20 protein-coding genes are annotated in these 24,049 nt (G+C 62.6%); 6 read left to right on the top strand and 14 right to left on the bottom strand.

From position 1 onward, the window contains the following. Positions 1 to 8: 8 nt before the first annotated feature. From LPA36_RS06270 to LPA36_RS06295, 6 genes are all read right to left on the bottom strand, one after another. Positions 9 to 653, bottom strand: coding sequence for a ubiquinone biosynthesis accessory factor UbiJ (locus LPA36_RS06270; RefSeq protein ID WP_228875272.1), 645 nt, complete (start codon positions 651 to 653; stop codon positions 9 to 11). 155 nt (positions 654 to 808) lie between these two features. Continuing rightward, on the bottom strand, positions 809 to 1,819 hold the full coding sequence (locus tag LPA36_RS06275) for a Tim44 domain-containing protein (RefSeq protein WP_228875273.1): 1,011 nt from the start codon (positions 1,817 to 1,819) through the stop codon (positions 809 to 811). Positions 1,820 to 1,854: 35 nt separating this feature from the next. Further along, a complete protein-coding gene (ubiE, locus tag LPA36_RS06280; protein WP_228875274.1) occupies positions 1,855 to 2,586 on the bottom strand; it encodes a bifunctional demethylmenaquinone methyltransferase/2-methoxy-6-polyprenyl-1,4-benzoquinol methylase UbiE in 732 nt (243 codons plus the stop codon). Positions 2,587 to 2,668: 82 nt separating this feature from the next. Further along, positions 2,669 to 3,088, bottom strand: coding sequence for a gamma-butyrobetaine hydroxylase-like domain-containing protein (locus LPA36_RS06285; protein WP_228875275.1), 420 nt, complete (start codon positions 3,086 to 3,088; stop codon positions 2,669 to 2,671). Positions 3,089 to 3,095: 7 nt separating this feature from the next. Then, entirely contained in the window at positions 3,096 to 3,524 is a 429-nt protein-coding gene (locus LPA36_RS06290; RefSeq protein ID WP_228875630.1) for an HIT family protein, read from the bottom strand. Positions 3,525 to 3,557: 33 nt separating this feature from the next. After that, the gene (locus LPA36_RS06295) at positions 3,558 to 7,664 is read right to left on the bottom strand and encodes a DUF3683 domain-containing protein (RefSeq protein ID WP_228875276.1); all 4,107 of its coding nucleotides are present in this window, start codon (positions 7,662 to 7,664) and stop codon (positions 3,558 to 3,560) included. Positions 7,665 to 8,252: 588 nt separating this feature from the next. On the opposite strand from LPA36_RS06295, the gene ilvA reads away from it, so the two are divergent. The 3 genes from ilvA to queF are packed head-to-tail and all read left to right on the top strand — an operon-like array spanning position 8,253 to position 11,536. After that, a complete protein-coding gene (ilvA, locus tag LPA36_RS06300; RefSeq protein WP_228875277.1) occupies positions 8,253 to 9,776 on the top strand; it encodes a threonine ammonia-lyase, biosynthetic in 1,524 nt (507 codons plus the stop codon). 21 nt (positions 9,777 to 9,797) lie between these two features. Next, the gene (locus LPA36_RS06305; protein ID WP_228875278.1) at positions 9,798 to 10,715 is read left to right on the top strand and encodes a 5'-nucleotidase; all 918 of its coding nucleotides are present in this window, start codon (positions 9,798 to 9,800) and stop codon (positions 10,713 to 10,715) included. Next, complete coding sequence (queF, locus tag LPA36_RS06310) at positions 10,712 to 11,536, top strand: NADPH-dependent 7-cyano-7-deazaguanine reductase QueF (protein ID WP_228875279.1); 825 nt, start codon at positions 10,712 to 10,714, stop codon at positions 11,534 to 11,536. The genes LPA36_RS06305 and queF overlap by 4 nt, the downstream gene beginning before the upstream one ends. 751 nt (positions 11,537 to 12,287) lie before the next feature. On the opposite strand, the gene LPA36_RS06315 is transcribed toward queF, so the two are convergent. The 3 genes from LPA36_RS06315 to LPA36_RS06325 form a co-directional block, all read right to left on the bottom strand. Next, complete coding sequence (locus tag LPA36_RS06315; RefSeq protein WP_090527857.1) at positions 12,288 to 12,674, bottom strand: RidA family protein; 387 nt, start codon at positions 12,672 to 12,674, stop codon at positions 12,288 to 12,290. A gap of 86 nt (positions 12,675 to 12,760) precedes the next feature. Beyond that, positions 12,761 to 14,242 carry an N-acyl-D-amino-acid deacylase family protein gene (locus tag LPA36_RS06320; RefSeq protein ID WP_228875280.1) on the bottom strand — a complete coding sequence of 494 codons (1,482 nt, stop codon included), beginning with the start codon at positions 14,240 to 14,242 and terminating at the stop codon, positions 12,761 to 12,763. A gap of 3 nt (positions 14,243 to 14,245) precedes the next feature. Further along, the gene (locus tag LPA36_RS06325) at positions 14,246 to 15,136 is read right to left on the bottom strand and encodes a MurR/RpiR family transcriptional regulator (protein ID WP_228875281.1); all 891 of its coding nucleotides are present in this window, start codon (positions 15,134 to 15,136) and stop codon (positions 14,246 to 14,248) included. Positions 15,137 to 15,303: 167 nt separating this feature from the next. Between LPA36_RS06325 and LPA36_RS06330 the strand changes: the two genes are divergently transcribed. After that, positions 15,304 to 16,581: an amino acid deaminase gene (locus LPA36_RS06330; protein WP_228875282.1), complete on the top strand. Its 1,278-nt coding sequence runs from the start codon at positions 15,304 to 15,306 to the stop codon at positions 16,579 to 16,581. 94 nt (positions 16,582 to 16,675) lie between these two features. Here the strand turns inward: LPA36_RS06330 and LPA36_RS06335 are convergent, their stop codons facing one another. Both LPA36_RS06335 and LPA36_RS06340 read right to left on the bottom strand, forming a co-directional pair. Continuing rightward, on the bottom strand, positions 16,676 to 17,128 hold the full coding sequence (locus tag LPA36_RS06335) for a MarR family winged helix-turn-helix transcriptional regulator (protein WP_228875283.1): 453 nt from the start codon (positions 17,126 to 17,128) through the stop codon (positions 16,676 to 16,678). A 29-nt stretch (positions 17,129 to 17,157) separates the two neighbouring features. Beyond that, a complete protein-coding gene (locus LPA36_RS06340; protein WP_228875284.1) occupies positions 17,158 to 18,753 on the bottom strand; it encodes an MDR family MFS transporter in 1,596 nt (531 codons plus the stop codon). Positions 18,754 to 19,000: 247 nt separating this feature from the next. On the opposite strand from LPA36_RS06340, the gene LPA36_RS06345 reads away from it, so the two are divergent. Further along, complete coding sequence (locus tag LPA36_RS06345) at positions 19,001 to 19,843, top strand: EcsC family protein (protein ID WP_228875285.1); 843 nt, start codon at positions 19,001 to 19,003, stop codon at positions 19,841 to 19,843. On the opposite strand, the gene LPA36_RS06350 is transcribed toward LPA36_RS06345, so the two are convergent. The 3 genes from LPA36_RS06350 to LPA36_RS06360 all read right to left on the bottom strand — a co-directional run bounded on the left by LPA36_RS06350 (position 19,813) and on the right by LPA36_RS06360 (position 22,664). Beyond that, on the bottom strand, positions 19,813 to 20,781 hold the full coding sequence (locus LPA36_RS06350) for an alpha/beta hydrolase (protein WP_228875286.1): 969 nt from the start codon (positions 20,779 to 20,781) through the stop codon (positions 19,813 to 19,815). The genes LPA36_RS06345 and LPA36_RS06350 overlap by 31 nt on opposite strands. A gap of 124 nt (positions 20,782 to 20,905) precedes the next feature. Further along, a complete protein-coding gene (locus LPA36_RS06355) occupies positions 20,906 to 21,340 on the bottom strand; it encodes a CHRD domain-containing protein (protein WP_228875287.1) in 435 nt (144 codons plus the stop codon). A 196-nt stretch (positions 21,341 to 21,536) separates the two neighbouring features. Continuing rightward, positions 21,537 to 22,664 (bottom strand): porin, encoded by a 1,128-nt coding sequence (locus LPA36_RS06360; RefSeq protein WP_228875288.1) that lies wholly within the window; start codon positions 22,662 to 22,664, stop codon positions 21,537 to 21,539. A 440-nt stretch (positions 22,665 to 23,104) separates the two neighbouring features. Between LPA36_RS06360 and LPA36_RS06365 the strand changes: the two genes are divergently transcribed. Continuing rightward, the gene (locus LPA36_RS06365) at positions 23,105 to 24,040 is read left to right on the top strand and encodes a LysR family transcriptional regulator (protein WP_228875289.1); all 936 of its coding nucleotides are present in this window, start codon (positions 23,105 to 23,107) and stop codon (positions 24,038 to 24,040) included. The last annotated feature ends 9 nt before the right edge of the window (positions 24,041 to 24,049 follow it).

A 24,049-nucleotide genomic window follows, 5' to 3' on the forward strand; every position in this document is an offset into this window, starting at 1 on the left:
CCCGGTGACTAGCGCGTGCCGCGCGAAGTGGCGGCTCCGCCCGACGCATCGGCGTCACGGGCTTCAACCTTGTGTTCAAGACGTTCGACGCGCTTTTCGACGCGCGCCAGCGCATCGCGCGCACGGGCGAGTTCGGCGTTGAAGTCGTCCAGCGCCGCGCGCCGCACCAGTTGCGGCTTTTCGTCGAGCAGATATTCCGCGACCGAATCGAGCAGATTGCGACCTGTGCGCAGTGCCTGGTCATGCGCCGTACGCGCCAGCGTCGCGATGCGCACGGCCGGACCGTCGCCGATCAGCTTCGCCAGGTCTTCTTCCGGCTCCCAGCGCAGATGCTCGGCGAGCTTCGCGATCACCGTGGCGAATTCGGCGTCGCCCTCGATCTTCACGTGCTTCATGACCGCAGCCTGACCACCCTGTACGAAGGCCGGCAATGCGTCCGATGGCACCGACACGACGACGTCGAACTGTTGCGTCTCGATTTCGTCGACCGCGGACAGATAGCCGTCCGGCCCGACGAGCAGTATCAGCGTGACAGGTGAACAGGTGAGCCGGGCGGTCTTGCCGGCGTAGGGGGCGAGGCGCTCGCGTGCCCACGATTCGCGGGCGAGCAGATGGTTGACGGCAGCAGCGAAGGGCTTGGCGGCGAGGGTCATCGGGAGTGGAAAGAAAAAACCCGCGCCGGCGATCTGCCAGCGCGGGTTCCTATTGTAACGTCCGTTGGCTTGCGGACTGTCTATGCCGAACGGCCAGTCAGACGGCCGGATGAATGCACGACCGGGTGCTTCGATAGCGTGCCCGGCCTTCAGGGTCAGTGCTGCGCGACCTGCTGGATGCCCGCGAGCAGCCAGCCTTCGTCCGCGCGCGTCGACTTCGACAGGTTCCAGATTTCCACGAACGGCTCAGCTGCAGCGCCGGCCGTCTCGCGGATCAGACCCGAGAAGCGCACGCTTGCCAGGTACTCGGCGCCACGGTCCTCGACGCCCAGCAGGTCCGCATTCAGCTGCACTACGTCCGTCTGGTTGACATCCGCGCCGCGCGACGAAAGATCCACCTTCACCTCAGCGAACATTTCCGGCGTCGTGAATTCGCGGATGTCTTCCATGTTGCCGACGTCCCATGCAGCCTGCAGTCGCACGAAGTACACCTTGGCGTTGCGCAGAAACGCTTCCGTGTCGAAGTTCGCGGGCACCGAAGGCGCGGCGCCAACCGCCGATGCATCCGATGCGCTACCGAGCGGCGCGGCATACGGGTTCGAAGGAGGCGCCGTATAGACCGGCTCCTGCGCCGAATAACCCGTTCCGCTGGCGTTCAGCGTCGGCGAACCGGCGCTGCCCGCGTACGCTGGCGTGCCGGCGTTACGCCTGCGTCCCATGAACTTGCGGATCAGCCAGACAGCCACCATCGCAATCAACGCGATGATGATGAAGTTCGCCATTGCGCCGGCAAACGCCTCGCCGAGGCCAAAGTGTGACAGCAGTGCCGCGATACCGAGGCCGGCGGCGAGACCCGCGATCGGGCCAAGCCAGCGCGAGCGGCCCGGCGCCGGCGTAGCGGCAGGTGCCGGCTGCGCGCGCTGGGCCTGGGCGCCCTGCGCCGATTGCTGCATGGGTTGCGCGGGCTGCGCCGGCGGCGGCGTAGTGGACTGCTGGGTGGTATTCGACTGGCGGCCGAAGCTGCGACCGCCGCCCATGCGACGCGCCTCGGCGTCGAGCGATGCGAGGGTTCCAGCCATGATCAGACCGACCATCGCCAGCAGTCCGATTCGCCTCGCCCAGGAACCCGATTTCTTACGGGAAGCTAACACAACGGAATCAGACATTTTTCACATTCCTTAAAAAACAATGAGTTAGGACGCTAGTACTTCGTCCCTACGTGTAAAGCTACCACACCAGCTGACAAATTGTAATATTTGACGGCATCGAGGCCTGCTTGTTCCATCATTGTTTTTAAAGTTTCCTGATCCGGATGCATGCGGATCGATTCGGCGAGGTATCGATAGCTCTCAGCGTCTTTGGCGAAGCGGTCGCCAAGCCACGGCAGGACCTTGAACGAATAGACATCGTAGGCTTTTTTCAGCGGATCCCAGACCTTCGAGAACTCCAGCACAAGCAGCCGCCCGGCCGGCTTCAGCACGCGGCGCATTTCTGCCAGCGCCACGTCCTTGTGCGTCATGTTGCGCAATCCGAACGCAACCGTGACCACGTCGAAGTAGTTGTCCGGAAAGGGAATTTTCTCGGCGTCGCACAAGAGCGCCGGCGTGATGACGCCCTTGTCGAGCAGACGGTCGCGGCCCACGCGCAGCATCGATTCGTTGATGTCGGTATGCCAGACTTCGCCCGTCGGGCCCGCCTGCTTCGCGAACGCCTTCGAAAGGTCGCCCGTGCCGCCTGCGATATCCAGTACCTTGAAGCCCGGCCGCACAGCCGCCTGGGCGATCGTGAACATCTTCCACGCGCGATGGAGCCCGCCCGACATCAGATCGTTCATCAGGTCGTAGTTACTGGCGACGGAGTGGAACACCCCCGCCACCTTCTTCGCTTTTTCCTGTTCGTCGACTGTCTGAAAGCCGAAGTGGGTTTTGTTCATCGCGCTTGTCCTTTCGCGTATTCTGGAATGTTGCGCCGCACTATCCGGCGCGCAGGCCGCATCGTACCAGCGGACGACCCAATCAGTGGCAATGTCCGTGCCCGTGGGCAGCCCCCGCTGCGGCCATCGGCGCGTCGCGGTCGACGCCCGCCGCTTCGAGCCGGTCGAAGTACTCGCGCCACAGTTCGTCCTGGCGGACCGCGATGTCGTACAGCAGGTCCCATGAATAGAGGCCCGTCGAATGGCCGTCGGAAAACGTCGGCTGCAATGCGTAATTGCCGACGCCTTCGATCGATACGATCGACACGTCGCGCTTGCCGGTTTGCAGCGTTTCCTGGCCTGGACCGTGGCCGCGCACTTCTGCCGACGGCGAAAACACGCGCAAGAGTTCGAACGGTACGCGGTAACTGTTGCCATCGCCGTACTGGAGTTCGAGCACACGCGATTTCGCGTGAACGACGACGCCGGTCGGAACCGGCGTGTCAGGAGTCAGTCCGCTCATGGTGACCTCAGGCGAGAGCTTGTTCGATTTCGTTGCGCACCGCTTCGCGCAGCAGCGTGGCCTGCGCGCGGCGCTGCGACAGCAGCGCCTCCGACACCGTCCGCTGGCGTGGCGCCCAGATCGGCAGCGGAAAATGCGCGTCGTTGGAAAAGCGCGGAATCACATGCCAGTGCACGTGCGGCACCTGGTTGCCAAGACTCGCGAGATTCACCTTCACGGGTTGCATCACCCGGCGCATCGCGCGCTCGACCGCATAGACGGCGCGCATCACGCGGTCGCGCTCTTCTTCAGACAGATCTGAAAACTCGGCGATATGCGCGTTCCAGATCACCCGGCAAAAACCCGGGTAATCGTGTTCGTCGGCGAGAACGACACGCAGCGTATCGTTCTGCCACAGCACATCGCCGCCTTCCTCACGGCAAAATACACAATCCATCATCTTCCCCGAACGGATATGTCAGCCGTGTCATTAGACCAGCACGCGCTCGATTCCGCCATTGTTCGCGCGTTGGACGTAGTCGGCCATCCAGTCTTCGCCCAGCACGTGACGCGCCATTTCGACAACGATGTAGTCTGCTTCCGTGCCCGAGTCTTCGTTATAGCGGGACAGGCCCTGCAGGCATGACGGGCAGCTCGTCAGAATCTTGATGTCCGGCGCGCCGTTCGACTTGCCGTTCGGTTGCGGGCCGTTAGCGGCCTTCAGCACTGATCCTTCGACCGCGCCCGCCGCACCCGCGGAGGCGTTCGCCGGATTGACCGCGTTCGCGCCCGCCTCGCCGACTACCGGAATCGCACGCAGCTTCGCGGCGCCCTTGCGCATCTCTTCTTCCTTGCGGAAGCGGACCTGCGTCGAGATATCCGGACGCGTCACGGCGAGCGTGCCCGATTCGCCGCAGCACCGGTCGTTCTTTTCAATCCTGTAGCCGTCGTGCTCGGCGCCCATCAGTTCATTGACAAGCTTCACCGGGTCCATCGTCTTGATCGGCGTATGGCATGGGTCGTGATACATGTAACGCGTGCCGCTGACGCCTTCGAGCTTCATGCCCTTTTCGAGCAGGAATTCGTGAATGTCGATGATCCGGCAGCCCGGGAAGATCTTCTCGAATTCGTAGCCCGCGAGCTGGTCGTAACACGTGCCGCACGACACCACGACCGTCTTGATGTCGAGGTAATTGAGCGTGTTCGCGACGCGATGGAACAGCACGCGGTTGTCCGTCACGATTTTCTCGGCCTTGTCGTACTGGCCCGAGCCGCGCTGCGGATAACCGCAGCACAGGTAGCCCGGCGGAAGGACCGTCTGCACGCCGGCTTCCCACAGCATCGCCTGCGTCGCGAGACCGACCTGCGAGAAGAGGCGCTCCGAGCCGCAGCCCGGGAAGTAGAACACCGCTTCCGAATCGGCCGTGGTCGTCTTCGGGTTGCGGATGATCGGGACGATCTTGTTGTCTTCGATGTCGAGCAGCGCGCGGGCCGTTTTCTTCGGCAGATTGCCCGGCATCTTCTTGTTCATGAAGTGGATCACCTGCTCGACGACCGGCGGCTTGCCGACGGTCGCCGGCGGACGCGCCGTCTGCTTTTTCGCAAACTTTTTCAGCACGTCGTTGCCGAGGCGCTGCGCCTTGTAACCGATGCCCATCATCGCGGTCCGCGCGAGATTGATGGTCTGCGGATTGGTGGCGTTGAGGAAGAACATGCCGGCCGCGTTGCCCGGATTGAATTTCTTCTTGCCCATCTTGCGCAGCAGGTTGCGCATGTTCATCGTCACGTCGCCGAAGTCGATCTTCACCGGACACGGCGTCACGCACTTGTGACAGACCGTGCAGTGATCGGCGACATCGTTGAACTCGTCCCAGTGCTTGATCGACACGCCGCGACGCGTCTGCTCCTCGTACAGGAACGCCTCGACCAGCAGGGACGTAGCGAGAATCTTGTTGCGCGGGCTGTACAGCAGGTTCGCGCGTGGCACGTGCGTCGCGCACACCGGTTTGCACTTGCCGCAGCGCAGGCAGTCTTTCACCGAATCGGCGATCGCTCCGATGTCGGATTGCTGCATGATCAGCGATTCATAGCCCATCAGGCCAAAGCTCGGCGTGTACGCATTGCGCAGATCGGCGCCTGCGAGCAGCTTGCCCGCGTTGAAGCGGCCATGCGGATCGACGCGCTGCTTGTATGCGCGGAATTCGCCGATTTCCTCTTCCGTCAGAAATTCGAGCTTCGTGATGCCGATACCGTGCTCGCCGGAAATCACGCCATCGAGCGAACGTGCGAGTTTCATGATGCGCGCGACCGCCGTGTGGGCGTCCTGCAGCATCTCGTAGTTATCGGAATTGACCGGAATATTCGTGTGAACGTTGCCGTCGCCCGCGTGCATGTGGAGCGCGACGAACACGCGGCCGCGCAGCACCTGCTTGTGGATGGCCTGCGCTTCGTCGAGGATCGGCTTGAACTCGCCGCCCGCGAAGATCTGGCGCAGTTCCGCGCGGATCTCCGCCTTCCATGACACGCGCACCGTGCGGTCCTGCGTAACGTGGAAAACCGTGGCATCCGGTTGTGCGTCGACGCGGTCAGCGAATTTCTCCGCGAGCGCTTCGTAGCCAAGCTGCACCATGTAGTGCTGCGCCTCGCGCAGCGACAGGTCGAGCTTGTCGCGCAGGAACTCCCAGCGCACGCGCACGCGCTTGAGCAGATCCAGCGCCTGCTGCACGCGGTCTTCGAGCAGTTCGGCGCTCGGGATTTCGTTCGCGTCGTCGCTCTTGCCGAGCGGCAGCTTCCCGGCCTTGAAGAACGCTTCGAGCGCGTCGATCAACTGCAGCTTGTTCTTGATCGACAGTTCGATGTTGATGCGCTCGATGCCGTCCGTGTACTCGCCCATGCGGTTGAGCGGAATCACGACGTCTTCGTTGATCTTGAACGCGTTCGTGTGCTTCGCGATCGCGGCCGTGCGGCTGCGGTCGAGCCAGAAGCGCTTGCGCGCCTCGGCGCTCACGGCAACGAAGCCTTCGCCGCTCTTGCCGTTCGCCATCCGCACGACTTCCGACGTGGCATGCGCGACCGCATCGGCATCGTCGCCGACGATGTCGCCGATCAGCACCATCTTCGGAAACGCGTTGCGCTTGCTCTTCGTCGCGTAACCGACCGCGCGCAGATAGCGCTCGTCGAGGTGCTCGAGGCCCGCGAGAATCGCGCCGCCCTTCTTCGATGTCTCGAACAGGTAATCCTTGATTTCGACGATGCTCGGAATCGCCTCGCGCGCCTGGCCGAAAAATTCGAGGCAGACGGTGCGCGTATTCGCGGGCATCTTGTGAAGCACCCAGCGCGCCGACGTGATCAGACCATCACAACCTTCCTTCTGGATGCCCGGCAGACCCGCGAGGAATTTGTCGGTAACGTCCTTGCCGAGCCCTTCCTTGCGAAAACGCCGGCCTTCGATATCGAGCGACTCCGTGCGCAGCAGCTTTTCGCCCGGTGCGTACTCACCGTCGAACCACTTCAGCTCGAAACGCGCGACTTCGATATCGTGGATCTTGCCCATGTTGTGGTCCAGACGCGTGACTTCGAGCCAGTTGCCTTCCGGGTCGACCATGCGCCACCAGGCGAGGTTGTCGAGCGCCGTGCCCCACAACACCGCCTTCTTGCCGCCCGCGTTCATCGCGACGTTGCCGCCGATGCACGATGCGTCGAGCGACGTCGGATCGACCGCGAACACGAAACCGGCCTGTTCGGCGGCTTCGGTCACGCGACGCGTGACGACGCCCGCGCCCGAGAAGATCGTCGCGATGCGCCGGTCCACCCCCGGCAGTTCGGTCATCTCGACCGCGCCGAGTTCTTCGAGCTTTTCAGTGTTGATGACGGCCGAGAACGGCGTGAGCGGCACCGCGCCGCCCGTGTAGCCCGTGCCGCCTCCGCGCGGAATCACGGTCAGGCCGAGTTCGAAGCACGCCTTGATGAGGCCGGCGATTTCGGCTTCGCTGTCCGGTGTCAAGACGACGAACGGGTATTCCACGCGCCAGTCGGTTGCATCGGTGACGTGCGAGACGCGCGACAGGCCGTCGAAGCGGATGTTGTCCTTCTGCGTCTGGCGGCCCAGCACTTTGGTCGCGCGCTTGCGCAGGTCGGCGGTCTTCTCGAACTCGCTTGCGAAATCGGCGACGGCGCGGCGCGCGGCGGCGACCAGCGTTTCGACGCGCGCGGCGCGATCGACGCCGGCTTCGTCGCCGTGCTCGATCAGGTCGGCTTTGCGACGCTTCTCGATTTCAGTCAGACGATGGTTCAGCGCTTCGATCAGGAGCGCGCGGCGCTTCGGATTGTCAAGCAGGTCGTCCTGCAGATACGGGTTGCGGCGCACGACCCAGATGTCGCCGAGCACTTCATACAGCATCCGCGCCGAGCGACCGGTGCGGCGTTCGGCCCGCAGTTCGGCAAGTGCGGCCCAGGCTTCGTCACCGAGCAGCCGGATGACAATTTCGCGATCGGAAAACGACGTGTAGTTATAGGGGATTTCGCGCAGGCGCGGTTCGAGGTCGACGGCTACCGCGGCGGCGGCGCCGTGCGGATCGAAAACTTGAGGTGCGTTCATATTCGGACGACTCGGTGGGTCAGCGACGCCCGCTTCAGACGAAGAGGCCGGCTGACAGTGCGCGTGGGGCGCAATTCTGGAAATCTTTCTGTTGGGCGAGGCCCGTACGACGGCGAATCACATCGTCGGCCTCACGGCGCTAGCAGCTACACGATCGTGCATGCCGGACGTGCCGCTGCGCCGCGGGACGGGACTCACGCGGTGCGGGCATCAAATGGTCGATCCGGGGCTGCCAGTGCATCTTCCGATCCTTGTTCCAAAATGGGATTCTAACGCATGATCAGTGCGCGCGCCGGAGGCGGGACGAGGCTTCAACGGGCATTTCGCGCCGTTGTCATCCTCATGGACGATCCATTTCGTACACAAACGCGACCGCGCCGGCGCCGCCGCCGGTCGGACAGCGAACACTGAGCGGCGGGGCAGCCCCAACAGGCGATGCAGCGCGGATGACGCGCTCGCCGAGGTTGCGCGACGTGACCTGCGCCCTGGCCAGAAGGCCGACGCTCGCGAACCCAGGGGGAGCCGGACGGCGGTTGGCGCTATCATTAGCCCTTTCCTGTCCCGCAAAGCGCGTTGCGCGCCACCCGCATGGCTTCCCACGACTATCTGAAGAAAACCCTGACCGCGCGCGTCTACGACGTGGCCCGCGAGACTGAGCTCGAACGTGCGCCGAATCTGTCGGCACGGCTGCACAACCCGATTTATCTGAAGCGCGAGGACAATCAGCCGGTTTTCTCGTTCAAGCTGCGCGGCGCCTACAACAAGATGGTGAACCTGCCGGCCGACGCGCTGGAACGTGGCGTCATTACGGCGTCGGCGGGCAATCACGCACAGGGCGTGGCGCTCTCGGCAGCGCGGCTGGGCGTGAAGGCGATCATCGTGGTGCCGGTCACGACGCCTCAGGTGAAGGTCGACGCGGTGCGCGCCCATGGCGGCCCGACGGTCGAAGTCGTGCAGTTCGGCGAATCGTATAGCGACGCGTACGGACACGCCACGAAGCTCCAGGAAGAACGCGGGCTTACGTTCGTTCATCCGTTCGACGATCCGTACGTGATCGCCGGCCAGGGCACGGTCGCGATGGAAATTCTGCGTCAGCACCAGGGTCCGGTTCACGCGATCTTCGTGCCGATCGGCGGCGGCGGCCTCGCGGCGGGCGTCGCGGCATACGTCAAGGCGGTGCGCCCGGAGATCAGGGTGATTGGCGTGCAAACCGAAGATTCCTGCGCAATGGCCGAATCGCTGAAGGCGAAAGAGCGTGTCACGCTGAACGAGGTCGGGCTCTTCTCCGACGGCACGGCGGTGAAACTGGTGGGCGAAGAAACGTTCCGCTTGTGCAGCGAGTATCTCGACGACGTGCTGGTCGTGAATACCGACGCACTGTGCGCCGCCATCAAGGATGTCTTCCAGGACACGCGCAGCGTGCTGGAACCGGCAGGCGCGCTCGCCGTGGCGGGCGCGAAGCAGTACGCGGAGCGCGAAGGCATCGAGGGGCAGACGCTGGTTGCGATCACGTCCGGCGCCAACATGAATTTCGACCGCATGCGCTTCGTGGCGGAGCGCGCCGAGGTGGGCGAAGCGCGCGAGGCCGTATTCGCGGTGACGATCCCCGAGGAACGCGGCAGCTTCAAGCGTTTTTGCGAACTGGTGGGCACACGCAGCGTCACCGAGTTCAACTACCGGATTGCGGATGCGAGTTCGGCGCATATCTTCGTCGGCGTGCAGATCAAAAACCGCGGCGAATCGGCCGAAATCGCCGCGTCGTTCGAGGACCACGATTTCGCCACCGTCGACCTGACGCACGACGAACTCTCGAAGCAGCACATCCGCTACATGGTGGGTGGGCGCTCGCCGCTTGCTCACGACGAACGGCTCTTCCGCTTCGAGTTTCCGGAGCGCCCGGGTGCGCTGATGAAGTTCCTTTCTTCAATGGCGCCGAACTGGAACATCAGCCTCTTTCACTACCGGAATCAGGGCGCCGATTACAGCTCGATCCTCGTCGGCATCCAGGTGCCGGCCGCGGAGGACGGCGAATTCGCGCGCTTCCTTGGTTCGCTCGGTTATCCGTATTGGGAAGAAAGCGCGAATCCGGTTTACCGGCTGTTTCTTTCCTGACGGCACCAGGCATCGACGCATATGGCTTTTTCGCTCGAAGACAAGCTGGTGGTGGCGATTTCATCACGCGCGCTGTTCGACTTCGAGGAAGAGAACCGCGTGTACGAAGCCGGCGACCTGCAGGCCTACGAGGCGTTGCAGCGCGAACGTCTGAACGTACCGGCGCGGCCGGGCGTCGCGTTTCCGCTGATTCGCAAGTTGCTGGCGCTGAACGCGGGCGCGCATCGGGTCGAGGTGGTGATCCTGTCGCGCAGCGATCCGATCAGCGGGTTGCGCGCGTTCAGCTCGTGTCGCGAGCATGGTCTTGCGATCGAGCGCGGTGTGTTCAAGCGCGGGCGGCCGCCGTTCAGCTATCTGAAACCGCTCAACGCGTCGCTGTTTCTGTCGGCGAATCAGGACGACGTGCGCGACGCCCTGGCCGCCGGTTTTCCGGCAGCACGCGTGCTGCCGGAATCGGCGAAAATGGCAAGCAGGCATCCGGACGAGATTCGCATTGCGTTCGACGGCGACGCTGTACTGTTTTCCGACGAAGCGGAGCGCGTGTTCCAGAAAGATGGTCTGGGCGCGTTCGTCGGTCACGAGACCGACAAGAAGGATCTGCCGCTTGCGGATGGGCCGTTGAAGCCGCTGCTGGGCGCGCTGCATCGTTTGCAGAAACTGGCTGACGAGGCTGCGCCGGTGCAGAGCGCGCCGATGCGTATTCGTACGGCGCTGGTGACGGCGCGCTCAGCACCCGCGCACGAGCGTGCGATCCGGACGCTGATGCAATGGAACATCGAAATCGACGAAGCGATGTTCCTCGGCGGGCTCGACAAGGGTGAATTCCTGCGCGAGTTCGAACCGGACTTTTTCTTCGACGACCAAATTCGCCATTGCGAATCGGCCCGCGTGGTTACAGCGACCGGGCACGTCGTGAGTGGCATCGTGAACGCATCATGACACCTGAACAATCGCCGCTTGGCAAACCTTCTTCCTACACGGAACAGTACGACGCATCGCTGCTCTTTCCGATTGCGCGCAGTGCGGCGCGCGAGGCGATCGGCATTGGCGCGCAACTGCCGTTCTTCGGCACGGACATCTGGAATGCGTACGAGCTTTCGTGGTTGAACCCGCGAGGCAAACCGCAGATCGCGGTGGCGACGTTCTTCGTTCCGGCGGATTCGCCGAATATCGTCGAGTCGAAGTCGTTCAAGCTCTACCTGGGCTCGTTCGCGCACACGGCATTCGAGTCGATCGATGTCGTGCGCGAGACGATCAAGCGGGACGTGTCCGCCGCGAGCGGCGCATCGGTTTCGTTGCACCTCGCGCCGCCGGCCGAGTTTGGCAAGCTTGCGCTGGAGGAGTTCGAGGGATTGTCGCTGGACCGGCTGGATCTGGATACGTCCGTGTACCATCCGGAGCCTTCGTTTCTGACCGCTGCGCTGAATGAAGCGCCTGTCGAGGAGACGCTGTTCTCGAACCTGCTGAAGTCGAATTGCCCTGTGACGGGGCAGCCGGACTGGGGCAGTATTCAGATTCATTATGTCGGTCCGCAGATCGATCAAGCGGGATTATTGCGCTACATCATTTCTTACCGGAACCACACCGGGTTTCATGAGCAATGCGTCGAGCGGATTTTCGTCGATGTACTGAGGGCCTGCCGGCCTGTGAAGCTCGCGGTTTATGCGCGCTATACGCGGCGCGGTGGGCTTGATATCAATCCGTTCCGGACTAACTTTAATTTGCCTATGCCGGATAATTTGCGGACTGCGCGGCAGTGAGGTTTTTGGCCCCCTGGCGGGGCGGCGTTTCGGTTTTTTTTGTGCTGAAGCTGTTTCTTTGCTTTGGCCTTTCCTTGAAGTCATGTCGGTCTATTAGCGTCGCCCCTGTGCGGGGCGGCACCTACTTTTCTTTGTCTTGCCAAAGAAAAGTAGGCAAAAGAAAGGCGCTTTGAAAACTCGTCTTTTCCCGGTGTGTCGCTTTCGGGGAATGGCAACCCAAGAAGTGTCGCCCCAAAAGGTCATCACGTATTGGTCCCCACGCGATTTCGTCCCGCGCGCATTCGTCCCTCGTGACAAAGCGGTCATCCACCCGACTCCGCGCTACGCGCGTCGCCGACCGGCATAACCCTTCTCGATCCTTCACTTACCCCGGTCGCGTTTAGTTTGCGGGCGACCTCACGCTTTGATCGCGCGGCGATGTCAAATCCGCCCCCACGTTAAGAATCGCGCCGCGACGCACGCAGTGCGGAGTGGGATGAATGAGCCCTGTGTCACGGGCGGTGCTGTGCGGGAGATCAGATCGTGCGCGGACCCATACGGCTTCACGCGCGGGGGCGACACCTCGCGGGTTGCCATTCCCCGGCATTGACACACCGGGAAATGGTGAGTTATCGAAGCGCCTTTCTTTTGCCTACTTTTCTTTGGCAAGACAAAGAAAAGTAGGTGCCGCCCCGCACAGGGGCAACACTAATAGACCGACATGAATTCAAGGAAAGGCCAAAAGAATCAGCGCCAGGCCAAAACAAAAAACCTAGCCGCCAGGCGCCTTATAAGCGACACAATCCACTTCAACCCGGCAATCGATCACCATGCTGGACACAACGCATGCCCGCGCTGGCGGATTCTCACCAAAATACTCACGAAACACCTTGTTGAACGAAGCAAAATCCCGCGGATCATCAAGCCACACACCACACCGCACGACGTGCTCAGCGCCGTAACCCGCTTCCTTGAGAATGGCAAACACGTTCTGAATCGCCTTGTGCGACTGCTCGACGATGCCACCGTTGATCACCTCGCCATTCTCCATCGGCGTCTGACCGGATACGAACAGCCAGCCATCTGCCTCGACTGCGCGAGCAAAAGGCATATGCTGCCCACCGGTGCCCTTTCCACCTTCCACGCCATAACGCTTCATCACATCACTCCTTGATCAAAAACCGGCGACGCCAAACGAATCAGCCACGCCGTAAAAGTTAAAGAACAACGCACAAAAACCAGAAATCAGAACCCACCCGCGGCATCACTCTTCGACGCCGCGCCGCGCGCCACAAAATGCCCTGCCCGCTCGCCGGTAACCGCGCCATCGCGGTAAGTCAACACACCATTCACCCACACCGCGTCGATACCATCGGCAGCCTGCTGCGGCTTCTCGAACGTCGCCGCGTCGCGCACCCGCACCGGATCAAACAGCACCAGATCCGCGTGGTACCCAATGTGCACTTCGCCCCGTTGCGCCAGGCCAAACCGTCGCGCGGACAAACCCGTCATCTTGCGCACGGCCTCTTCGAGCGGAATCAGACCCGTGTCCCGTGCGTAGTGCCCAAGCACACGCGGAAACGCGCCCCACAACCGCGGATGCGGTAGCGGGTCGTTCGGCAAACCATCCGAGCCGACCATCGTCGCGGGATGCGACAGGATGCGCCGCACGTCGTCCTCGGACATGTTGTGATACACCGCGCCCGCCGGCTGCAGACGCTTGCCCGCCTCCTGCTGCGTCACGCCCCACTCGGCGGCAATGTCCTTCACAAGCTTGCCCGCCATCTCGGGATGCGGCTCCGACCACGTGATCGTGATATCGATGTCGCCCGTCACCTGCTTCACATCGAGCGTCGACGAACTGCGGTTGTACGGATAGCAGTCGCAGCCGATCGGGTGCAGGCGGCGCGCGCCCTCCAGCGAATCAAGCACCTCGGTGCTGCGCCCCCAGTTCGACGGCCCCGCGCACTTCAGATGCGAAATGATCACCGGCACGCGCGCATGACGCCCGACCTTGTACGCCTCGTCCATCGCATCGAGAATCGCGTCGAACTCGGTGCGCATGTGCGTCGTGTACAACGCGCCCGCCGCGGCAAGCGGCTCGGCCAGCGCCATCACTTCTTCCGTCGGCGCGGAAAACGCCGATCCATATGCAAGGCCGCTGCTCAGACCCAGCGCGCCGTTCGACAGCGCCTCTTCGAGCTGCGTGACCATGCCTTCGATTTCCTGCGCGGTCGCGGCGCGGTCCAGCCGGTCCATCTGGTTGTTGCGCAGCGCCGTATGGCCGATCAGCGCGCCAACATTCACCGCAGGACGCGCCGCGTTCACGGCTTCGACGTACGCGGCAAACGTCGGATAGTTGAACGCGTCGCGCTCGCCGAGCAGGTTCATCGGATCGGGCGGATCGCCCTTCAACGCAACCGGCGACGCGCTGATTCCGCAGTTGCCGACAATCACCGTCGTCACGCCCTGCGTGATCTTCGGCAGCATCTGCGGCGAGCGGATCACGTGCGTGTCATCGTGCGTATGGACGTCGATGAAGCCAGGCGCGAGCGCACGCCCGTTCGCCTCGACCACGTCTTCGGCGAGCCAGTTCGACAGATTGCCGATCGCGACAATCCTGCCGTCGCGCACCGCGACGTCACGCTCGACCGGCGGCGCGCCCGTACCGTCGTAAAGCTGTGCGCCGACAATCAGCGTATCGGCGGCTTCGGGATGCGAATGCATGGATCAATCTCCTAGCGGTTGTCGTTCGCCGCCGCCGCGATGGGCGTCGAGCGCGTGTTTCATGCGACGCAGCAATTCGCGACTCTCGTCGCCAAGACTGACGGCAAGCTCCGTGACGAGCACGTCCAGCGCCATCATCATCGCGTAACGCGATGATGATGGTTTGTAGATGAAGTCTGTCTCAAACGCGACGATCGGGATCACCCAGTCAGCCAGTTTCGCCAACGGCGACGCAGGCGCGGTCAACGCAATCACGGTCGCGCCGTAATCGCGCGCGATCCGGCAGTTCTCGACCATCTCCGGCACGCGCCCGGTGGTCGACAGCGCAATCACGACGCAATCGCGCGAGACGGTGCTCGCCACCATGCGCTGCAGCAATCCATCCTGGTACGTCGCGACCGGCCTTCCCAGCCGCACCAGCCGGAAACGCATCTCGTCGGCGAGCGCGGTCGAGCCGCCGCCCATGCCGAACACGTAGATCATCCGCGCCTCGCGCAGCACGGCCGCGGCGTCCGCAAGCGGAGCCTGGCAAAGCAGTTGGTGGTTGTGAGCCAGCGCGGTCTGAAGTTCGTCGAAGATGCGCGTGGCGAGCAGCTCGGGTGCATCCGCCGCTGCATTCGTCTGCAGGAAACGCTGCCCGACGGCGGCGGCCTGCGCGAGCCGCAGTTTCAGTTCACGCACGTCGCGGCAACCCACGGCCTTCGCAAAACGCGTCACGGTCGCGATACTGACGCCCGCCTGCTGCGCCAGCGCACCGATGCTCGCGCGCGAGGCGCCCGTCAGGTCGTCGAGAATCAGCCCGGCGACCTTGCGTTCGGCCGAGCGCAATTCAGGCGCGCGTTCGGCAATGCGAGCGACAATGTCGAATGTGAGCGGCTCGGCAGTCGAATTCATGGAAAACGGTGGGAACGCAACGCGGCAAGGGGTATCGTTCGACATAGCACGCCTGTCGCATACGAAACCGGCATGGTACTAAATAACATTTCGACAACCATGCTACTTTCGTTAAGATCTCGCTGTCAACTTTGTATCAATTAAACTGGACGATGGAGCAGGAGTACATGAAAGTTACAAACTATCAGGGCGCAACGATTGATCCTTATAGCAAGGGCTTGGGCATGGTTCCGGGCACCAGCATCCAGCTGACGGATGCCGCGCGCCTTGAGTGGAATCTGCTGGACGAGGACGTCAGCCTGCCGGCCGCCGTGCTCTATGCGGACCGGATCGCGCACAACCTGAAGTGGATGCAGGATTTCGTCGCGGAATACGGCGTCAAACTCGCGCCTCACGGCAAGACGACGATGGCGCCGCAACTCTTCCGTCGCCAGCTGGAAACGGGCGCGTGGGGTATCACGCTGGCCACCGCGCATCAGGTGCGCGCGGCGTACCACGGTGGCGTGCAGCGCGTGCTGATGGCCAACCAGCTGGTCGGCCGCCGCAACATGATGATGATCGCGGAGTTGCTGAGCGATCCGGAATTCGAATTCTTCTGCATCGTCGATTCGGCCGATGGCGTCGAGCAACTCGGCAAGTTCTTCGGCTCGGTACGCAAACAGTTAAATGTGCTGCTCGAACTGGGCGTGCCGGGCGGACGCACCGGCGTGCGCAGCCCCGGCCAGCGCAACGCCGTGCTCGAAGCGATCGCGCGCTATCCGGATTCGCTGAAGCTCGCGGGCGTCGAGCTTTACGAAGGCGTGTTGCAGGAAGAAGGTCAGGTTCGCGATTTCCTGCGCAGCGCGGTTGAAATCACGCGCACGCTCTCAAGCGAAGGCCGCTTCGCGCGCTTGCCGGCGATCCTGTCGGGCGCGGGTTCCGCGTGGTACGACGTGGTCGCGGAAGAATTCGCCAAGGCATCGGCCGAAGGGCAGATTGAAATCGTGCTGCGTCCCGGCTGCTATCTGACGCACGACGTCGGCATCTACAAGAAGGCACAGAACGATATCTTCGCGCGCAATCCGGTGGCGAAAAAAATGGGCGAAGGTCTGCTGCCGGCGCTGCAACTGTGGGCGTACGTGCAGTCGATTCCGGAACCGGATCGCGCGATCATCGGTCTCGGCAAGCGCGATTCCGCGTTCGATGCCGGCATGCCCGAACCCGCAAAGCACTATCGCCCGGGCACCGAAGCGCCGCGCACGATCGCGAAAGACGAGAAGTGGGAAATCTTCGGCCTGATGGACCAGCACGCATACCTGCGCATTCCGATGAACGCGGACATCAAGGTGGGCGACATGATCGCGTTCGACATCTCGCACCCGTGCCTGACGTTCGACAAGTGGCGCCAGCTGCTGGTCGTCGATCCGTCGTATCGCGTGACCGAAGTGATCGAGACGTTCTTCTGATTCCCGGTTCGAGTCTCGCGCTTCACGCGTCGTACACGTAAAAACGCCGACATTCGTCGGCGTTCTTACTTTTAGTCAGTCGCACGCCGCAGCGTCAGACAGGCTCGGCCGGCAACGTCGCGGCGACTTCGCCGAGGCGCGTTTCCAGCATCGTCAGCGCGCCGGAAAGCGCGGCGAGCGCTTCGTCCGGCAGCGTTGCCATCGTCTCGTGAAGAAAAGTATTACGGCGCGGCATGCTGGCTTCGATTGCCGCGCGACCTACGGCGGTCAGCCTCACGTTGGTTACGCGGTTATCGCGCGTATCCATGCTGCGCACGATCCAGCCCATGCCTTCGAGCGTCTTCAGTTGCCGCGTCAGTGCGCCGGGATCGACCTGCAGATGCTCGACCAGCCGCTTCTGCGAGGATTCGCCCGCCTGGCTGTGCAGCGCCAGCAGAATGCGCCAGCGCGGCATCGGATGGCCGACGTGCGCCTCGAACGCGGACATGAACGTCCGATAGGTGCGTCCGAACTGCTGGACGATGGCGATGCGATCCTGTTCTTCCATGATTTATCGATAAGGCAGCAGTCTGGGCGTCAGTCGGCGTGAATCACCGGCTCGACATGACGGACAAGCTTGATGGGCGGCACGCGGCGGCTCTGCCACACTGAAACGACGGCGATTGCCGCCGCCACCGCGAGGCCGATGTGGATTGCCGAAACAAGCGATTCGCGCGCCGATTCGAGCAACAGCGCGCCGTTGTGACCGGCGTGAGTCAACTGGCCCAGCAGCGTCGCCTGCGCGTCGTGGTTGATCAGGATCTGCGGATCGCCTAGATCTTCGAACCACTTCGTTGCGTTGTCGTTCTCCAGCGCGTCGCGCACGCCGTTCGCGTACATATGGCTCACGAGCGTGCCGGTCAGCGCCGTGCCGATCATCCCCCCAATCATCCGCAGCGATTGCAGCAGCGCCGTCGCGATACCAAGGTGCTCGCGGCCGGCCGTCTGCTGCGCGAAGATCGTCAGGTTCGGCATCACAAAACCGAGACCCAGGCCGCCGATGATCATGAACGTCATCAGGATCGAGTGAGGCATGCTGCGCGTCGCGACCACCACGCCAAGGCACGCGACGGCCAGCAGCGTAAAGCCTGCGTACAGCATCAGATTCGGATTGCGCATCCGCGACACAAGGCGGCCGTTTGCAATGCTGCCGATCGTGATGAATACGACGAGCGGCGTGATGACAATCCCCGCTTCCTTCGGCGAAAGCCCGAAGCCACCCTGGAACAGCAGCGGCGCATAGAACAGTAGCGAAAACATCGTGAAGCCGCCCAGCACGGAAAGCGTGAACAGCGCGGCGAGGCTGCGGTTGCGGAACATGTCGAGCGGAAGAATCGGCTGCGGGAAGCGCTTTTCCCACTTCCATAGCGCCCATCCCGACACGAGGCTGATGGCCAGCAGAAGCGGCGCGGCGCCGCTGATACCGTGCTTCGGCAGCAGTTCGACGAACAGCTGCAGACAGCCAAGCGCCACGGCGATCAGCAACGCGCCTGGCCAGTCGAGCCGCATCTTCGTCTCATGCACCACGTGGCGCAAATGCGGCAGGAAACGCCACACAAAAAACAGCGATACGAGGCCGACCGGCAGATTAACGTAGAACACCGATCGCCAGCCGTAGTACTGCGTGAGAAAGCCGCCCAGCGAAGGCCCGACGGCGTTCGCAATACCGAACGCAGAGCTCATCAGCACCTGCCAGCGCAGCCGCACGACGGAATCGGGGAACAGATCGGCGATACATGCGAAAGCGGTGCCGACGAGCATGCCGCCACCGACGCCCTGCAAGCCACGCGCGATGACCAGAAACAGCATGGAATTCGCCATGCCGCACAGCACGGAAGCGCCCGTGAACACGATGATCGACGCGATCACAAACGGCTTGCGCCCGTAATAATCGCCAAGGCGCCCGAAGATCGGCACGGTGATCACGGACGTGAGCAGATACGACGTGGCGACCCACGCGTAAAGTTCAAACCCCTTGAGTTCCGCGACGATGGTAGGCAACGCGGTGCCGACGACGGTCTGGTCGAGTGCGACCAGCATGGTGACAAACGAGACGCCGAGCATCGCCATCAGCGATTCCCGGAACGGCAGGACTTGCCCGCTCGAGTGGTGTGCAGCGGTGTGGACAGCCATTTTTGATTGCGCAACTGTTGACGGATCAACGAATATTGAATCATAGCACGACAGCGGGTTCTAAACTGGCTGAACGGGCGGCTTTGTCGTCCGGAAACGCCTTGCTGACCCGAACAGGCCAGCCCACACCGCAATGACTTGCATGGGGCCAGAGTAAGTGCTTTGCACCCACTCTGGTCGACCGCAATAATTTGCATGGGACCAGAGTAAGCCGCTAAAGCGTCAACTCTGGTCGACAGGGAGACTCATGGAATCTATTCCCCGCGCCGCACTGGAACTGTCGACCGAGGATCTGAAAGCGCTGCGCCGCGCGAAACACGAACTCGAAAGCCCGGGGCTCGCGATGAAGCTGGCGAGTATCGTCGGCGCGCCGCTGGAGAAGCTGATTGCGCGCATGCCGGGCATCGCCAGTGAGAAAGTGGCGGACGCGACGCAGGCCGCGCTGCGCAAGTGCCTGCAGATCGCGTTGAAAACGCTCAGGCGGCCGGTCGCCGCCGGTCCATTCGCCGCGCCCGACAAACCGGGCAATCTGCTGCACAAATTCGCCGTGGCGACGACCGGCGCCGCGGGCGGCGCGTTTGGGCTCTTTGCGCTACCGGTCGAACTGCCGGTCACGACCACGCTGATGTTCCGTTCGATCTGCGACATCGCGCGCAGCGAAGGTGAGGATCTGTCGGACATCGACACGCAGCTGCAGTGCCTGACAGCGCTTGGGATGGGCGGCACATCGAAAGCCGACGATGACGCCGACCTCGGCTATTTCATCGTGCGCGGCGCGCTGGCGCAGTCCGTATCGAAGGCAACGTCGGAAATCGCCGCGAAAGGCATGACCTCGCACGGCTCGGCGGCACTCCTGCGGCTTCTCAACACGATCGCTTCGCGGTTTTCCGTGCAGGTCAGCGAGCAGATTGCTGCGAAGTCGATTCCCGCGATCGGCGCGGTGCTGGGTGCCATGGTCAACACGGTTTTCATCGACCATTTCCAGCAGGTCGCGCACGGTCATTTCACCGTGCGCCGGCTGGAACGTCAGTACGGACAGGCGCTCGTCGAGGCCTTGTATCAGACGATCGACGTCTCGCTCGACGACTGAGCCGCGCGCACCGACGTCACCTGGTTGACGAACGCGGCTGCCCTATCGAGCGCCGCGCCCGCTTCCGGGATGAACGGCGCGAAGATGTGCCAGACGTGCGGCATCTTCGGCCAGATTTCGCATTCGACCTGAACCCCGGCTTCGCGTGCCTTTGCGGCAACCCGGCGCGTGTCGTCGAGCAGCACTTCTGTTTCGCCCGCCTGCATGAAGAGTGGCGGCAACCCACGCAGGTCTGCGTACAGCGGCGAAGCGTAGGGATGCGTCGGCGCTGCGTCGCCGAGATAGACCTGTGCCGCGCGCACGATGGCGGGACCGCTGAACATTGGGTCGCGGCCGTCGTTGCTGCGGATCGTATCGCCCGTCGCGGCGAGGTCGGTCCACGGCGAAAACAGCACCGCGCCGGCCGGCATCGGGTCGCCGGCGTCGCGAAGCGCGACAAGCGTCGCGAGCGCAAGACCACCGCCCGCGGAATCGCCTGCGATCACGATCGATCCGGCCGGCGTCCCATCGGCGAGCAGGCGCCGCCAGGCCGCGACGGCATCCTCGAGCGCGGCGGGAAACCGATGCTCGGGCGCGAGACGGTAATCGAGTGAAAACGTCCGCGCACCGGCACGTTTCGCCAGTTCGAAAACGAGCGAACGGTGCGATTGCGGAGAACAAAAGTAATATCCGCCGCCGTGCAAATAAAGGATCGTGCGTTGCGGCGCGACATCGGTCACGGCCCCGCCCGTCCGTGAGGGTTCGAGCCATTCGCCGCGCAGAGGCGCGTCGTCAGGTCGATACTGCTCACGCAGGACCCAGCCGCGCGGCACACTCGGTACCCAGACACGTTTTGCCGTGAGTGCGCGGGCGCGCCCTACGTTGATATCCGGCTTCAAGGTCTGGGGACGAAACTGCCTGCGCAGAAACCAGCACGCGAGCGCGCTTTGCCAGCTCATCGGGTCGATCTCCTCGGAAGGTGAGCTGCCATGGTACGTGCGATTACGGCTTCGGAAGCCGGGACCCGCTCCAGTTTCGAAGGCAGCCCACGCGCCGCCCACCGGACTGCGCAAAAATGAACGGCTAGTTCGCCGGCAGCACCTGCCCGCGGATCTCGCCCGTCGGATTCTGTGCCGTATGGATGTTGAAATACCACTGCCCACTCATCAGGTCCGTCACCTGCTGCTCGGTCAGCGTTGCCGATCCCTTGATCGGATTGACGAGCGCACCCTTGTCGATAGGCACCTGAACCTTTGCGTTCTGTCCGACCGGTGCGGGGCCGTGAAAATGCGCCATCGTCGCCGGACCGGAAAGATCACCGTATGTGATCGTCCACTGCAGCGTTTTCGTCGACGTATCGAATGTCGCAGTCAAATCGCCGTGACCATGACTCACACGCGGCGGTACTTCGCTGGAGGGTTGCAGATTGGCCTTCAACTCGACGGTGTCCGCGAGCGCCGCCCCCGACGCCAATGTCCACAACGCGACAGCCAGACTCAGCCTGCGAAACGTGTTCATCCTGTTCTCCTCGACTTGTAGCGCCGGGCTCAAACCAATCGATCGCACCGGTCGCATCACATACTAGTGCAAATCGGCCAGACTCGTTGTCGGCCAGGCTTCGTCGGCCCAAAACGAAAAAAAGCACCGCGAGCGGTGCTTTTTTTCACTACGTGCGCTGCAATCAGGCGCGGCCGGAAGGCCCGCCGGACGCGGCTTAGAACCGGTGACGCAGACCGGTCGAGACCACGACCTGATTACGCGAGCTCGAAGGCGCGTTCGTACCGAAGACCTGCGTCGGGATCAATGCGCCGTTGCCACCTGCCGACACCACGCCTTCTGCGTAGATGTCCGTGCGCTTCGACAACGCGTAGTCTGCCTGCAGGCCGAACTGGTTCCAGTGGCTGGACGTGTTCGCTGCGTTGAGCGTCGACTCGACGGCCTGCGTGTACGTGTAGGCCGCACCCAGCGCCAGCGCCGGCGTCAGGTTGTAGCGTGCGTTGACTTCGTAGTTGTTGAAGCGGATCGAACCGTCGCCATACGCGAACTGGTAACGGCTTTGCGTATACACAGCACCGACCGACGCCGCGCCGAACTCGTAGCTGCCACCCACGCCCCACGTGCGCTGCGTCTGGCTGGCCACCGCATTGCCCGCGATCGGGCCATCCTGCACGGCGCCGCTGGTGTTCAGGTTCGAGCCTTGAATCTGCAGGTAGGCTGCGCCCAGTTTCAGGCCGCCCGCCTGGTAGCCGGCGCCCACGCTGTACGCGCGGTTGTCGGCGAAGCCGTCAGCCTGGTTCGAGAACGCATACAGGCCGCTAAACGACAGACCCGCGTAGTTGGCGCTCTGATACTTGACCGAGTTGTTCATGCGAACCGAGTTGTTCGCATTGTCGTTGTCGCCCGGGTGTGCGAAGTACGTGCCGCCCCAGCTGCCCGTCGCCGTCAGCGGCCCGAGGTAGTCGACCACGGAGTCATACTGGCGACCCATCGTCAGCGTGCCGTAATCGCTCGACAGACCCACGAACGCCTGACGGTTGAACAGCTTGTTGTTCACATCGTTGTGGCCGTTCATGACGTCGAAGCCGCTTTCGAGGGTGAAGACAGCCTTCATGCCGCCGCCGAGATCTTCTGCACCGCGCAGGCCCCAACGGCTGCCCTGTACGTTGCCGCTTGTCATGCGGTACGCGGGGCCGTGTGCGTCCAGATCGGACGCGCTCGTGCGTTCATTCTGGACGTATGTGAAGCCTGCGTCGATCACGCCGTACAGCGTGACGCTGCTCTGCGCGCTGGCGGCGGTGGCGAAAGTTGCGGACACAGCCGCGAGAACCAGAGTTTTTTTCATGTAAAGCCCCTTGATACTGAGTCGACTGACTCGATTGATTTCGCAGCGCAACTGAGCGCAACTACAGGCCTGAGCAGCGTTGGTGCGCGCGCCCTGCCTGGGCCGTTACCGGCTCCATCTGCATGCCAAAGTCTGGGGGCTGGGTTTTAACGAGGCCACTGCCAAACGCACAAAACATTTTTTGAATTATTCAAAAACCGCGCGATATGGCGGTCCTCGATGTTGATGACAAAGACTTTTCTCTTGTCTCGATATTTATTTCGGTATGCTTATCTAGATAAAGCGTTGCCGTTGCGCCACATCCGTTTTCTATCGACTAAATCGGGATACGCGATTCCTTGCGAATGTTTCGGATAAGTCCCGTTTCTACCGCGACCGCAGTCCCCTAACATCCTGCTCTTTCATGCGCCCTATGCGCGCTTTCGGGGTAAGAACTGTCGATGAATCTGCTTCAGGCCATGCGCGTCTTTCTCCAGGTCGCGGAGAGCAATTCGTTTGGACGCGCCGCCGCGAGTCTCGGTTTGTCGAACGCTGTTGTGACACGCTATGTGGCGTTGCTGGAAACGCATCTGGACACGCGGCTCGTCAACCGCACCACGCGCAGCATTTCGCTGACCGAAGCCGGTCATGAATACGCGGATGGCTGCCGTCAGGTGCTCGACCAGATCGAGACAGTGGAATCGCAGGTCGCCCGCAGCGCGAGCGAGCCTTCAGGAACGCTCAAGCTTGTCGCCGTCGCGTCGTTCTCACTCTTCGGGTTGACGCCGTTGTTGCAGCACTATCACGCGCAGCATCCGAAGGTGAAGCTGCTGGTCACGCTGCTGCATCGGCCGGTCGATCTGATCGAGGAGGGTTTCGATGTCGGCATCGTCGTGCCAGGGCAGATCAGCAGCGAAACCATGATCCGGCGTCCGCTGTTCAAGGTGCACCCGGTTGCTGTTGCGTCCACGCGCTATCTGGAGACACATCCGGCGCCGGGCCAACCCGAGCACCTGATCGCGCATACGTTTCTGGCGCCATCGGCCGATATTCACAGTTCCACCTGGCGTTTCGCCCACGCAGATGGGCGCGCCCATACGGTGAGCCTTCAGCCGGCTTACGCCGTCAACAATTCGGTCATGCTGCGGCAGGCTGCGCTCGCGGACATGGGCATTACGATTCTTCCCGAAAACCATGTCGCGACGGATCTCGCGCAAGGGACGCTCGTGCGCGTGCTACCCGACTGGCGCATTCTCGATGCTGACAAGGAGCTGTCGCTCGTTTATCCGGGCCGTCGTCACGTGTCGGCCAAGACCCGCTCGTTCGTAGATTTCACAGTAAATTACTTCCGTGCCGGCCTCCCACCCGCGCACCTTTTCAGATATTCCAACAATTAATTGTTCAAT

The organism is Paraburkholderia saeva, assembly GCF_907164555.1.
In the GTDB taxonomy this organism is placed as follows: domain Bacteria; phylum Pseudomonadota; class Gammaproteobacteria; order Burkholderiales; family Burkholderiaceae; genus Paraburkholderia; species Paraburkholderia saeva.